Source organism: Mitsuokella jalaludinii DSM 13811, from assembly GCF_000702905.1.
In the GTDB taxonomy this organism is placed as follows: Bacteria; Bacillota; Negativicutes; order Selenomonadales; family Selenomonadaceae; genus Mitsuokella; species Mitsuokella jalaludinii.
In genome coordinates, this window is the sequence record NZ_JNKR01000009.1 from 65,301 (window position 1) to 77,914 (window position 12,614).

Sequence of the window (12,614 nt, forward strand, 5' to 3'; positions counted from 1 at the left end):
GTTCCAACTCCTTTCAATCTATGCTATGATTATAGCACACACCCCTAGTGAAATCGAGGTCTTACCATGAACAACATGAACAATATGAACGACATGAACGGCAGGGATAACGCAGCCACTCGCCCTGCCATCCTGCAGTTGCCGCAACTTTACCTGCAGGGCGCCCTCTCCTGTTTCCAGCAAGCCTGCCTGCTCGTCGTTGGCGGCCGCGCACCGGAAGTCGAATGGCTCCGCAAGGCATCTGAGGGGCGCATTGTCTGGGCCGTCGATCACGGCCTTGATGCCTGTCTAGCTGCCGGCATCGTGCCGCAGCGCCTCATCGGTGACGGCGACAGTGCCGCACCCGCTGCCTGGCACTTCGCCGAGAAAAAAGGCATCCCCATCGAGAAATTCCCGCCCGAGAAAGACGACACCGACACACAGCTTGCACTCAGGATTGCAAAAGAAGCTGGATTCCCGGCAGCCATCGTCACCGGCGCATTCGGCGGGCGCTTCGACCACGCGCTCTCCACCGTGATGAGCTGCGCCTTTGCGCCGCTGCCGTGCCTGCTCGCCGATGAGCGCGAGGCTATCTTCTTTGTGCACGGCGGGGAATCCGTGACATGTATCCCGGAATCAGCCCCCAAGGCCATCTCCCTGCTGCCGCTGACAGGAAGCTGCCGGGGCGTGAACCTCACGGGCATGCACTGGCCGCTTGCGGGCGCGACACTGGAAGCACGCAGCATGCGCGCCGTCAGCAACGTGCTCGCCGAGGGCAGCAGCTCGCTCTCCGTCTCACTCACAGACGGCCTGCTCGGCGTCTACTTCGTCTGGCGCGAATGACAAGATCAGCAGAAGCGGCGCTGACGCACGGCCTCGTAGAGCACGACGGCTGACGATACGCCGACATTGAGTGACTCCGCCCGGCCGTACATCGGGATGTAGACCTTCGCCGCCGCGCGCAGCAGGGCCTCCGAGACGCCATTGCCCTCATTGCCGAAGGCAATCAATGAGCCCCTGCGGAAGTCAACTGCAAAATGTGGCTTGGCCAGCGCATCGAGTGCCGTCGCGAGGAGCTGGCAGTCTGCCGCCTCTGCAAAGGCAGCGACCTCCGCCGCGCTGACATCTGCCACGATGGGCAGGTGGAAGAGCGAGCCCATTGTCGCGCGCACCACCTTGTCGCCAAAGATATCGACCGATCCCTTCGTCAGGATAACAGCCGTCGCACCGACGGCATCAGCCGTGCGGATGATCGTGCCTGCATTGCCTGGGTCCTGCACGCCGTCGAGCACGACGAAGAGCGGCTGCTCTGCGCCATCCTGCTTCCGGCCGCTCTGCCCCCCGCCTGCCAGCTCTGAAAGGTCCGTCTTCTGCTGGACTGCAGCGAGGAAGATGCCCTGCGGCGTATCCGTCGCTGCGACTTTCTTCCCAAGGGGCGCGCTGATCTCATAGAGCGGACAGCGCTCCCGGAGGCCTGCCAGCAGTTGGCGGCCGCGCTCCTTTTCCAATAGCTCCGCCGTGTAGAGGCCAAAGCGCAGTTCCCAGCCGGACTCCGCCGCCATCTCCGCCAGGCGCACGCCTTCGATGCGGAAAAGCCCTTCTCTCTCTCGGTGCTTGCGCAGGCGCAAGCTCTCCATGAGCTTGATTTTCTTGTTGGATGCACTGTCGATGACCATGGTTCTCTCCTCTGCTCTACCCTTACCCGAAACCAGAAACCTGAAACGACCTAATACAAAAGCCCGGCGGGAGCACCTGCGTGCCGCCCGTCGGGCCATGGAATCAAGAATTCAAGAATTACTGATTCTCTTTTGCAACAGCTACGAGCTGCGCAAATGCCTTCTCATCGGAGATAGCGAGGTCAGCCAGCATCTTGCGGTTGACTTCAACGCCAGCCTTCGTCAGGCCGTTGATGAGCTTGCTGTAGGAGATACCGTTCGTACGTGCAGCAGCATTGATACGAGCGATCCAGAGGCGACGGAAGTTGCCCTTCTTCGCACGGCGGTCACGACGCGCGTAGTAGAGCGCCTTCATGACAGTCTCGTTTGCCTTCTTGAACTGTTTGCTCTTGGAACCCTTGTAACCCTTAGCAAGCTTCAGGATCTTCTTATGACGTCTATGTGCAGTCACGCCGACTTTTACTCTTGGCATGTTCTTATCCTCCTAAATATCTATATCGATTGTCCCGCGGCTCAGCCGTTCGGGAGCATGTTCTTGACGCGGCCAAAATCAGCGCCAGCTACGAGCGTAGCTTTGCGCAGGTTGCGCTTGCGTTTCGGGGACTTCTTCTCCAGGATGTGGCTCTTGAAAGCCTTGTTGCGTTTGAATTCACCGCTGCCCGTTACGGTAAAGCGTTTTGCGGCAGCTCTGCGAGTCTTAATTTTCGGCATTGCTATTTCCTCCCTTAGTCTGCGTCTTCTGCGACTTCTTTTTCGATGACTTCTGTACCTTCGGTGCAACGATCATCGTCATATTCTTACCCTCAAGTTTGGCATTGCGCTCAATGGAGACAGCATCTCCAAGGGCCGCAGCCACACGCGAGAGAACTTCCTTGCCGAGCTCCGGATGCGAGAGTTCGCGGCCGCGGAACATGATCGTGACCTTGACCTTATTCCCTTCCTCGACAAAGCGAAGTGCGTTCTTCAGCTTGACATCGAAGTCATGCTGCTCAATGTTCGGGCGAAGTTTGACCTCTTTGATGTTGATGGTCTTCTGCTTCTTCTTGGCTTCCTTCTCCCGTTTCTGCTGTTCATAGCGGTACTTGCCAAAATCCATGATGCGGCAGACCGGCGGTTTTGCCTTTGGCGCGACCTCGACGAGGTCGAGATGCTGTTCCTCGGCCATGCGCAGCGCTTCGCGCGTCGGCATGATGCCGAGCTGCTCACCCGTAGCGCTCGTCACGCGGACTTCGCGGATGTGGATCTGTTCGTTGATTCTTAACGATTCCCTGCTAATAGTGGAAACACCTCCTGATCAATTATCACGTCTGCAACCTTATAATAGAAATAACTAAAAAGGAGGCGGCACAAAGCCACCTCCATCAATTCATACTATAAACCCGGCTGACTGTTCATCATCAGGTGAGAAGCGGTGGCTCCTTCTTGTTGCGTACTTTGTGAGTATAACACGGTATGGATACCGTGTCAACCCCTCATCTCATCATCCGTCCGAATTTCTTTCCGGATCAGAATTTCTTTGCTTTCGTCGCAATCTGCTCCTGCAGGTAAGCGATGAAGTCCTCGACCTTCATCGTCTCGCTCTGCTGCTCGCCATACTTGCGGACAGCAACCGTGCCATCGGCCATCTCCTGGTCGCCGACAACGAGCGAATACGGCGTCTTGAGCATCTGGCTCTCGCGGATCTTCTTGCCGATCTTCTCGCTGCGGTCATCGACTTCGATGCGCAGGCCGAGGTCGAACATCTTCTTGCGCAGCTCGTAGGCATAATCCGCCTGCTTGTCCGTGATCGGCAGGATGCGTGCCTGTACCGGGGCGAGCCAGGTCGGGAATGCACCGGCGTAGTTCTCGATGAGGATGCCGATGAAGCGCTCGATGGAGCCGTAGACGACGCGGTGCAGCATGATCGGGCGATGCTTCTCGCCATCCTCGCCGACGTACGTCAGGTTGAACTTCTCCGGCATCTGCATGTCGTACTGGATCGTACCGCACTGCCACGTACGGCCGATCGAATCCTTGAGGTGGAAGTCGATCTTCGGGCCATAGAACGCGCCGTCACCCTCATTGACGATATAGTCGAGGCCGCGGTGCTCAAGAGCCTTGCGCAGACCATTCGTCGCGAGTTCCCAATCCTCATCCGTGCCCATGGAATCATCTGGGCGTGTCGAGAGCTCGGCCACGTAGGTCAGGCCGAACGTATTGTAGACTTCATCGAAGAGGTCGATCGTGTGCTGGATTTCCTCTTCTACCTGATCCGGCGTGACGAAGAGATGCGCATCGTCCTGCGTGAAGTTGCGGACGCGGAACAGGCCGTGGAGCTCGCCGGACTTCTCGTGGCGATGGACGAGGCCGAGTTCGCCGAGGCGCAGCGGCAGGTCACGGTAGCTGTGCTGCTTGGAGTTGTAGACAAGCATGCCGCCCGGGCAGTTCATCGGCTTGATCGCATAGTCTTCACCGTCGATCTTCGTGAAGTACATGTTCTCTTTGTAATGATCCCAGTGGCCGGACGTCTCCCAAAGCTGACGGTTCAGGATGATTGGCGTCTTGATCTCCTGGTAACCGTAGCGGCGATGGACATCGCGCCAGTAGTTGATGAGCTCATTGCGAACGACCATGCCGTTCGGATGGAAGAACGGGAAGCCCGGGCCTTCCTCATGCAGGCTGAAGAGGTCGAGCTGCTTGCCGAGCTTGCGGTGATCGCGCTTCTTGGCCTCCTCGAGCATGTGCAGGTACGCATCGAGGTCAGCCTGCTTCTCGAAGGCCGTGCCGTAGATGCGCTGCAACATCTTGTTGTGCTCATCACCGCGCCAGTAAGCACCGGCGATGCTCATGAGCTTCAAAGCCTTGACCTTGCCCGTCGAGACAACGTGCGGGCCGGCGCAGAGGTCCGTGAACTCGCCCTGCGTGTACATCGTGATCTTCTCGCCTTCCGGCAGATCGTTGATGAGCTCGACCTTGTAGGTCTCGCCCTTCTCCTCAAAGAACTTCAGGGCCTCTTCGCGGCTGACTTCCTTGCGCTCGAGCTTGAGGTTCTCCTTGACGATCTTCTTCATCTCTTTCTCGATATCCGCAAGATCGGCTTCCGTCAGCTGACGGTCGATGTCGAAGTCATAGTAGAAGCCATTCTCGATGGCTGGGCCGATGGCCAGGCGCACATTGGCATCCTTGTAGAGGCGCTTGACGGCCTGTGCGAGGATGTGGGAAGCCGTGTGGCGCAGTGCCCAGCGGCCATCCTCGTCGTCGAACGTCAAAAATTCTACCTTGCAGTCTTTATCGAGGACCGTCGTGAGATCTTTCGTCTCGCCGTCCACCTTAGCAGCCAGCACCTTCTTGGCTAGGCTGTTGCTTACCTGTTTCACGAAATCCTGGATGCTGATGCCAGCTTCCGCCTCGCGCACCGCACCGTCTTTCATGGTAATCTTTAACATAATATGCCCTCCTTAAATTCAGGAAATCAAAAAAGCTCCGTCCCGCTTAGGGACGAAGCTCATGCATCGTGGTTCCACCCTGATTGCCGCTCCCCGTCGCCAGACAGGAAACAGCCACTCAGCATTTCGTAACGGAGAATGTGCTCCGGCAGCGCCTACTCTCGTTCAGCACGGCAGCTTGGAAGGGGTAGCCCCGGCGCTCACCTGAGATGCTCACAGCAAATGCATCCCTCTCTTGAGGCAGCGTCCCCGCGGTCATGTCTTCCGCATCGCTTTTGTCGATGGCTTTATTATAGGAGCCTCCCCTGACCTTGTCAAGCCTCCGATCATGTTTTTTCTTCACATTTCGCATCGGAATCGCATCCGGCCCGCGCCGCTTTCTGCAGCGTGCCGAGGATGCGGTGCAGTGCCGTCCGGTCGATCTTGCCGCGGTCATTAAGCGGTAAGTGCGGGAGAAGCACGATCACGTCGGGGACCTCAACCGGCTTGAGTGCGTGCCGGACCATGTAGCGGATCAGCGGGCGCTCTGCCCCGTCTTCCGGAACGAGGAAGGCGGCGGCCGTATCACCGCGCCGCGCATCGCAGACCGGCAGCACGACCGCATCGGCAATGCCCGGCAGCGCCTTGAGCGCCAACTCGAGATGCACCGTACTGATCTTGACGCCGCCCTTGTTAATCCACGCCTCGCGCCGGCCGCCAAAAATCAGCTCACCCCGCTCGTTCAGCGATCCTGTGTCCTTGACCGAAAACGGTATCTCGATGCCGCTGACATGGTACGGCGTCGTGACGTAGATGAGCCCCTCTGCGCCGATGCTCACCCGATGCCGGGGAACGGCCGCCCGAGATTGGCGCTGTCGCGGTCCGGATCATCACAGACGGCGTACGTGATGTAATTGAGCTCGCTCGCCCCGTAATAGAGCAAGATCCTGGCCGCCGGAAAGACCGCCTGCAGCTGGCGCAGCATGTCAGGCGTCAGGAGCTGCGACCCCGTAAAGATCGTCGAAACACCCGCATACGGCCCGTGCATGGCGCGCCCCATCAGATGGAGCTTTGTCGGCACGAGGTAGAGGCAGTTCACGCCATGGCAGCGCATCAGGTCTTCCCAATGACGGCAGCGCATCAAACCGCTCGTCACCACTGTGCCGCCCTCATAGAGCACCGAGAGCAGGCTGTTCATATTCCCCGTGAAGCTCAGGCTGCCGTGCAGGAACATCACCGTGTCCGCACAGACCTGGAAGATATCATCCTGTACCGGAAAAAAGCCCGCCCAGCTCGCATATGTCCGGTACATGACCTTCGGCGTCCCGGTCGAGCCGGAGCTCAGCACGCCGAGGACATCCGCCTCCTCATGTGTGCGCTCTACCAGCCCCGACGGTTCAAAGAGATGCGAGGCACCCGCGCAGCGCCAGATGCCCTGCAGGCCGTTTTCCCGCTGGACGGCCCGCACTTCCTCAGGCTCCATCCCGTGATGCAGCAGGATAGGGCGTGCCCCAATGGCCTGCAGCGCCAAGAACGAGACCAGCTGGCCGATAAAGTCATCCGCCAGGACGAGGATGTCGCCGCGAACACCCAAAAAAGACGCCTCAACCGCCATAGCAGCGACGCGCCGCCACAGCGCATCGTACGTCAGTTTCTCCTCATCCGCGACCAGGAACACCTTCTGCGGCTGCCAGGCAGCCTGCCAGCGGATCAGTGCCGCATAATCGTGCAGGCAGCCCTTTGCCGCCTGCACGTCCTGTCTTCTCATGCCCTCATGCATCTATGACCTTCCCCTCTGTCCGATTCCATACCGCCCCGCATCACATATGCAGGAGAACGGCTTCGCCCATGCCGCCTGCTCCAGCAATGGAGAGAATGCCCAGTCCGCCGCCCGCCGTCTGCAGGGAACGCAGCAGGTGAATGGCTAGGATTGCACCTGTTGCGCCGTACGGATGGCCGTAGGCCAGTGCTCCGCCGAGCCGGTTGTAGCGGTCGAGGCAGCCGTGATGCGCGCGGTCAAACAGCACATCGATGACCGCAAACGCCTCGTTAAACTCGATAGCCGACAAGTCTTCATAGCAGAGGCCCCGCCGCTTGAGCAGGAAGTCCGCCGTGCGCATCGCGCCGCGCGGGCTCTCCTGCGGGTTGCCGCCGCGCGAGGCCGTCGCTACCAGACGGACCAGAGGCTTCCATCTTTGGCGGTGCAGGAACGCCTCGCTGGCGAGCAGCAGGAACGCCGCACCGTCGTGAATCGCACAGGCATTGCCCGCATTGAGCAGCGTCCCCGGACCGAAGTGCGGCGGCAGCCGGTCGAGCAGACGCTGCGTGAGCTGCGGGCGGATGCCCGTATCGCGTGCGCACTCCGACAGCGGCAGGACGACATCATCGAGCAGGCCTTCCCGCCAGGCTGCGGCTGCCAAGCGATGACTGCGCAGCACAGCCGCGTCGAGCTCCGCGCGCGTCACCCCTTCCTGCTGCATGACGCGCTCCGCCCCGCGCAGCATGGCATCCTCCGCCAGTTCGCCGGGCGAGAACTGCGCCGTGCGGTAGACACCATCCGGTACAAGAGCGCGGCGTGGGTCGCGCGCATCGTAGACCCGCAAGGGCTGCAGCGAGGCGCTCTCCATGCCGCCGGCCAGGAAGCATTCTCCCTGACCGCTCGCGATCTTCGCCGCCGCCAGCGAGATGGCCGCCGCCGCAGAGGCGCACTGCATGTCGACCGTGCAGGACGGCACCTCTTCTGGCAGTCCCGCCCGCAAGACCATGAGCCGCGCAATGTTGCCGCCCGTGCCCACCGCATTGCCCGCGAGCACGCCGGACAGCTCCGCGCCCCCGAGCCCAAGACGCCGCAGCATGGCGCGGATGACGCGCGCGCCGAGTGCCTCCGGCAGGACATGCGCGAGTGCCCCGCCGCGATGCGCGATGGGCGTGCGCAGCCCCGCCGCAATGAATACCTCTCTCATCGGTTATGCGCCAGCGCCTCGTTGACCTTGACGCCGAGGAAGGCCGCCATCAAGCACTTGATGATATCGCCCGGGATGTAGGGCAGCACCGCCATGACGAGCGCCGCCTCGAGGCTGACGTCCATGACGAGCATCATCGAGATCAGGCCGCCGACATACGTCAGCGGGATGCCGATGACGATGTCGACGAGCGCATAGCGCTTGAAGTTCGGTCTCGCCCCCTTGAGCGCGCTGATGATCGGATAAACGACAAGCCAAGCAAAGATGTATCCGCCCGTCGGGCCGAACAGCTTGCCGAAGCCGGCCGTGCCGCCGACAAAGACCGGCAGGCCGATGCAGCCGAGCAGGACGTAGAGGAAGAGCGCCAGGAACGTCTGCTTCGGCGGCAGCACGAAGGCCGTGACACCGAGTGCCAGCGTCAGCGCCGTGACCATGCCGGGCGTAAAAGGCAGCGGAAAAGAAATATACGCCGTCACGCAGCAGAACGCCACGCAGAGCGCCATCTTCGTCATATCTCTTGCCGTTAAATCCATACGAATTCCCCCTAATCCCCTCCCCGATCCCCGCGGAGGGCTCAAACATCAAGGCAGCGACAGTGCTGCGCATGTGTCTTATTATAGGACAGTCATCCTATCATGTCAACCAATGTCACTGCTTAGGTTAACGTTAAAGAGAGCGAACCTGCACCGAGACCATTTCTCCGGCAAACGAAGCGCCATGAAAGCGCAGCTCGACGCGCGCCGCACGGCAGATTTCCTCGCGGGACAGAGCGGCTTCGAGGATCTCCAGGCCGGGGACAAGCGGCGCATCACCGGCATGAAGCGGATTCGTGTCCCCGACATCTTCCACGAAGGCGTGCACCTCCTCCGCCGAGAAGCAGAAGGATAGCTGTATCTCATCCGGCACCCCTTCCGCCAGTATCTGCAACGGCCGCCCGGCTCGCCTGGCCGGCTCATCCCTCTGCGGAGCGCGGTGCCCGAGCAGCATGGTGAGCCGCAGTTCTCCCGAATCATCTGCAGCCACAATGTCCAGAAGGCCATGATGATCGCGCAGGATGTGCAGGCCATCGCCCGCACGCCCCCGCCTGCACTGCCAGACCGCCCGGCCAATCAAAGCCCCCTCATATCGCGCACCCTTCAGGCTAGCTGTCATGCGCGCCAAATCACGAAACATCTCACATTCCCCCTTGCACACACCATTGTAGCGTGGATCGAAGAATCCAGTCAAAAAAAATTGCGGCAAAGCAGAATCGCTTTGCCGCAGCCAGGACTCAGATCTGCTGCAGTGCCTGCTGGAAATCCTCGAGCAGGTCTTCCGGATCCTCAAGGCCCACGTTGATGCGCACGAGGTCATCCGTCACACCGGCCGCCGCCTTCTCCTCTTCGCTGGCATGCACGAAGATCGTCGTGGCAGGATGCAGGACGAGCGTGCGGGCATCGCCGATATTCGAGACATTGAGTGCGTAGTGCAAGTGGTTGATAAAGTCAAATGCCTTTTCCTTTGTGCCGAGCCGCAGGGTCAGCATCGCACCGTAGCGATTGCCGAACTGCTTTTTGGCCACCTCATGATAAGGGCTCGAGGCAAGCCCCGGATAATTGACAGCAACGCCACGTGCAGCAAAATGCTCTGCGAGCTGCTGCGCCGTCGATGTGATGCGGTCCAGGCGCAGGGCCAGCGTATCGAGACCGATGCCCGTCAGATACGCATTCATCGGCGCCATGCAGCCGCCGTAATCCGTCACCATGCGCATGCGCATGCGCACGAGAAAGCTCATCGGCCCGAAGCGGTAATCCTGGAACTTCGGGAAGCGCACAGGATCCCAGCGGAAATTCCGTCCGCTGACGACAATCCCGCCGATGGAATTGCCATTGCCGTTGAGCGATTTTGACGTCGAGTGGATGACGACATCCGCGCCGAGCGTGAGAGGCTGGCAGAGGTACGGCGTCGTCACCGTATTGTCAACGAAGAGCGGGACCTCATGCGCATGGGCGAGCTCTGCGAGCGCCTTGATGTCCGGCACGTCGAGCTTCGGGTTGCCGATCGTCTCGACGTAGAGCAGGCGCGTGCGCTCCGTCATCACAGCCTCAAAAGCCGCAGGACTGTCGCCGTCCGCATAGCGGACCTGGATGCCGTAGTGTGCAAGATCGCGGAACAGCGAACTCGTGCCGCCGTAAAGACCACCCGACGCCACGAGCTCATCGCCCTCCCGCAGCACATTGAGCACCGCCTGCGAGACCGCCGCCATGCCCGATGCACAGGCCACAGCACCGGCACCGCCCTCCAGATCATTGATGCGACGCTCCAGGCTCATGAGCGTCGGATTGCTGACGCGCGTGTAGACAAAGCCAGGCTTGCGCCCCGCAAACACCCGCGCCATATCCTCCGCCGTCTCCTGATAGAATGCCGATGTCTGAAAAATCGGCTGCGTCGTCGCCCCCGTCGCCTGATCCGGCCCAAAGCTGCCGTGCAGCAAGCGTGTCGTAAATCGCATAAAACCATCTCCCGTCCATAAAAAAAGGCCTACAGGCCCGTGCCAGGGCGCAGAGCACCCCGCACAGACCCATAGGCTTCCGTCTCTCGAATGACCTACCGATATGTACACATCCGTCAACTATATATCGCATATATATTATCTATGATATATCACGCACGCCTCGTTGTCAACCGCATACTGTGTCGATACATCGATACACTTATGTCATGTATCGTTTATACTTATCATGGGTTTTTCTCGTTAAGCTCTTCGACGAGTCCCTCCGGTAGAATGATGCTCGTCATACCATAAACAAACGCCGCGAGCTGGTAAGGTTGATAGATCAACGCGACCTGGCCGTGACCGGCAAGGTAGAAATTGCCGCTAAGTGGTTCACTCGCATAATCCCGAAACAGCTGATACTTCGGGATTTCCTTTCCACTGCCGCTGAACACTGGCAGATTGTAGATGCGCCAGGCATCATCTGAGCCTATTCTCACAAAATCACGGATGCTTGCGCGCTCACCATCGTCTTTGCTGTACGTGACGCCGCGATAATGTGGCATGCCGTGCGCTGCACCATGCGTGTACGTCCAAACGCAGAGAACGAGCGAAACGTAACTCTGCCCTTCATATTTGAGTTTGTATGATACCTGCAGTTCATCATACTGGTAATTCAACGCAGCTTTCATGTCCTCGATCTGACTGCGGATATCCGCATTGATCTTCGCTGCAACCGCCGCATCATCCTTGATATGCACGACAGGGTACAACGAGTCCTGTCCCCCTGTCTTCACCGCCTCCGACGAGATGCTCGCCGATGCCGTCGGACAAGCGACAAATGCCGAAGACATCCCTATTGCCGCTGCCATCAGCGCCATAGCTACGAAAGAATGTTTCATCTCAACCGCCCCCTCATAAAAATTACAACCTTCTGTAAAATGAAATGTCATGATGGTTATGATAGGTTGCCGTTTGTATCATGGTTGACACTCCCCATGCCTGAAAGGCAGGGGATTCTTGGTTCAACAACCACTGCACCGCCTCCGAAGAATTGGCGTCTTACACGATTTCCCCAAGCGTGAATTCCCGTGTGCCCCACGGTAGATATTTATTTCAGCTTATGCCGCTGTGGATTTGTCCTCCAAAGCCTTGTGCAGGATATTCTTTGCGGCATTCACATCCCTGTCGTGATGCGTTCCACACGCCGGGCAATCCCATTCGCGAACACTCAAATCCTTCGTCAACGGGTTCTGATAGCCGCAAAGACTGCAGGTCTGGCTCGACGGTTAGAAGGTATCCACTTTCAGCAATTCGCCGCCGTGCAGTTCCGTCTTGTACGCAAGTTGGAGGAAAAACTCACTCCAACTTACATCGGAAATCGACTTTGCAAGTCTGTGATTCCGAAGCATTCCTTTGATATTCAAGTGTTCCACGGCTACCGTTTGGTTTTCACGGGCAAGCCGTGTAGACAACTTGTGCAAGAAGTCCCTGCGGATGTTTGCGATGCGTTCATGGACACGAGCGACGCGGATACGAGCGTTCTCTCGATTCCTTGATTTCGGCATTTTGCGAGAAAGCCGCCTTTGTTCTCGACGGAGCTTGCGCTGGAGGCTCTTGAGCGGGCGCGGACTCGCCACCGTATTGCCGTCGCTGTCCGAATAGAACGCTTTCAGACCAACATCAATGCCAATCTGCCTGCCGCCATTTGGATGAAGCAGCGCCGTTTTGTCCATCTCGACGCAAAGGGAAACAAAGTATGTTCCAGAAGCTGTGCGGCTGACTGTGGCATTCAGGATCCTGCCTTCAAACGTCCGACTTTGCTTGATTTTCACAAGGCCGACCTTCGGCAGCTTGATCCGGTTGCCTTCGATGCGGATGCCGTTTCCCTGATTGCGCGTCCGGTAGGACTGACTGCGACTATGCTTTGACTTGAAACGCGGATAGCCTGCTCTTTTTTGGAAGAAGTTCTCATAGGCGCGGTCAAGATTGCGCAGAGATTCCTGCAACGCCATGCTGTCTGCTTCGGAAAGCCAGGATGTATCCTCGCGCTTCTTGAGATCGATGAGGAACTGACTCGTCTTGACGTAAGTCAGAGAATGATGGTTCGCTTTACATT

Annotated in this window: 14 protein-coding genes and 1 pseudogene; 1 reads left to right on the plus strand and 14 read right to left on the minus strand. The window is 58.8% G+C overall.

The annotated features are described in order from the left end of the window. Positions 1 to 66: 66 nt before the first annotated feature. The gene (locus T518_RS06425; protein WP_051652228.1) at positions 67 to 822 is read left to right on the plus strand and encodes a thiamine diphosphokinase; all 756 of its coding nucleotides are present in this window, start codon (positions 67 to 69) and stop codon (positions 820 to 822) included. Positions 823 to 827: 5 nt separating this feature from the next. Here T518_RS06425 and T518_RS06430 read toward each other — a convergent pair whose 3' ends face one another. From T518_RS06430 to T518_RS06490, 14 genes and pseudogenes are all read right to left on the minus strand, one after another. Beyond that, on the minus strand, positions 828 to 1,655 hold the full coding sequence (locus tag T518_RS06430; protein ID WP_051652229.1) for a TrmH family RNA methyltransferase: 828 nt from the start codon (positions 1,653 to 1,655) through the stop codon (positions 828 to 830). 118 nt (positions 1,656 to 1,773) lie between these two features. Next, positions 1,774 to 2,127 carry a 50S ribosomal protein L20 gene (rplT, locus tag T518_RS06435; protein ID WP_005842448.1) on the minus strand — a complete coding sequence of 118 codons (354 nt, stop codon included), beginning with the start codon at positions 2,125 to 2,127 and terminating at the stop codon, positions 1,774 to 1,776. Between the two features lie 41 nt (positions 2,128 to 2,168). Further along, positions 2,169 to 2,366, minus strand: a complete 198-nt coding sequence (rpmI, locus tag T518_RS06440; protein WP_005842446.1) for a 50S ribosomal protein L35 — start codon at positions 2,364 to 2,366, stop codon at positions 2,169 to 2,171. Beyond that, entirely contained in the window at positions 2,353 to 2,931 is a 579-nt protein-coding gene (infC, locus tag T518_RS06445; RefSeq protein ID WP_036377034.1) for a translation initiation factor IF-3, read from the minus strand. The genes rpmI and infC overlap by 14 nt, the downstream gene beginning before the upstream one ends. A gap of 229 nt (positions 2,932 to 3,160) precedes the next feature. Beyond that, complete coding sequence (gene thrS, locus T518_RS06450) at positions 3,161 to 5,080, minus strand: threonine--tRNA ligase (protein ID WP_036377037.1); 1,920 nt, start codon at positions 5,078 to 5,080, stop codon at positions 3,161 to 3,163. 326 nt (positions 5,081 to 5,406) lie between these two features. Next, the gene (locus T518_RS06455; RefSeq protein ID WP_036377040.1) at positions 5,407 to 5,898 is read right to left on the minus strand and encodes an AMP-binding enzyme; all 492 of its coding nucleotides are present in this window, start codon (positions 5,896 to 5,898) and stop codon (positions 5,407 to 5,409) included. Then, on the minus strand, positions 5,895 to 6,827 hold the full coding sequence (locus T518_RS06460; RefSeq protein WP_162177210.1) for an AMP-binding protein: 933 nt from the start codon (positions 6,825 to 6,827) through the stop codon (positions 5,895 to 5,897). The genes T518_RS06455 and T518_RS06460 overlap by 4 nt, the downstream gene beginning before the upstream one ends. Before the next feature lie 52 nt (positions 6,828 to 6,879). Continuing rightward, the gene (locus T518_RS06465; RefSeq protein ID WP_036377046.1) at positions 6,880 to 8,022 is read right to left on the minus strand and encodes a thiolase family protein; all 1,143 of its coding nucleotides are present in this window, start codon (positions 8,020 to 8,022) and stop codon (positions 6,880 to 6,882) included. After that, complete coding sequence (locus tag T518_RS06470; RefSeq protein WP_036377050.1) at positions 8,019 to 8,555, minus strand: biotin transporter BioY; 537 nt, start codon at positions 8,553 to 8,555, stop codon at positions 8,019 to 8,021. The genes T518_RS06465 and T518_RS06470 overlap by 4 nt, the downstream gene beginning before the upstream one ends. Positions 8,556 to 8,688: 133 nt before the next feature. Beyond that, positions 8,689 to 9,195: a hotdog family protein gene (locus tag T518_RS06475; RefSeq protein ID WP_036377057.1), complete on the minus strand. Its 507-nt coding sequence runs from the start codon at positions 9,193 to 9,195 to the stop codon at positions 8,689 to 8,691. Positions 9,196 to 9,292: 97 nt separating this feature from the next. Beyond that, positions 9,293 to 10,513, minus strand: a complete 1,221-nt coding sequence (locus tag T518_RS06480) for an O-acetylhomoserine aminocarboxypropyltransferase/cysteine synthase family protein (protein ID WP_036377062.1) — start codon at positions 10,511 to 10,513, stop codon at positions 9,293 to 9,295. Positions 10,514 to 10,740: 227 nt separating this feature from the next. After that, positions 10,741 to 11,397: a DUF4163 domain-containing protein gene (locus tag T518_RS06485; protein WP_036377067.1), complete on the minus strand. Its 657-nt coding sequence runs from the start codon at positions 11,395 to 11,397 to the stop codon at positions 10,741 to 10,743. Between the two features lie 219 nt (positions 11,398 to 11,616). After that, positions 11,617 to 11,769: pseudogene (locus T518_RS12455) on the minus strand (zinc ribbon domain-containing protein); the annotation flags it as partial. Positions 11,770 to 11,784: 15 nt separating this feature from the next. Beyond that, positions 11,785 to 12,614 (minus strand): RNA-guided endonuclease TnpB family protein (locus tag T518_RS06490; protein WP_211248186.1); only part of this gene is annotated, 830 nt, incomplete at its 5' end.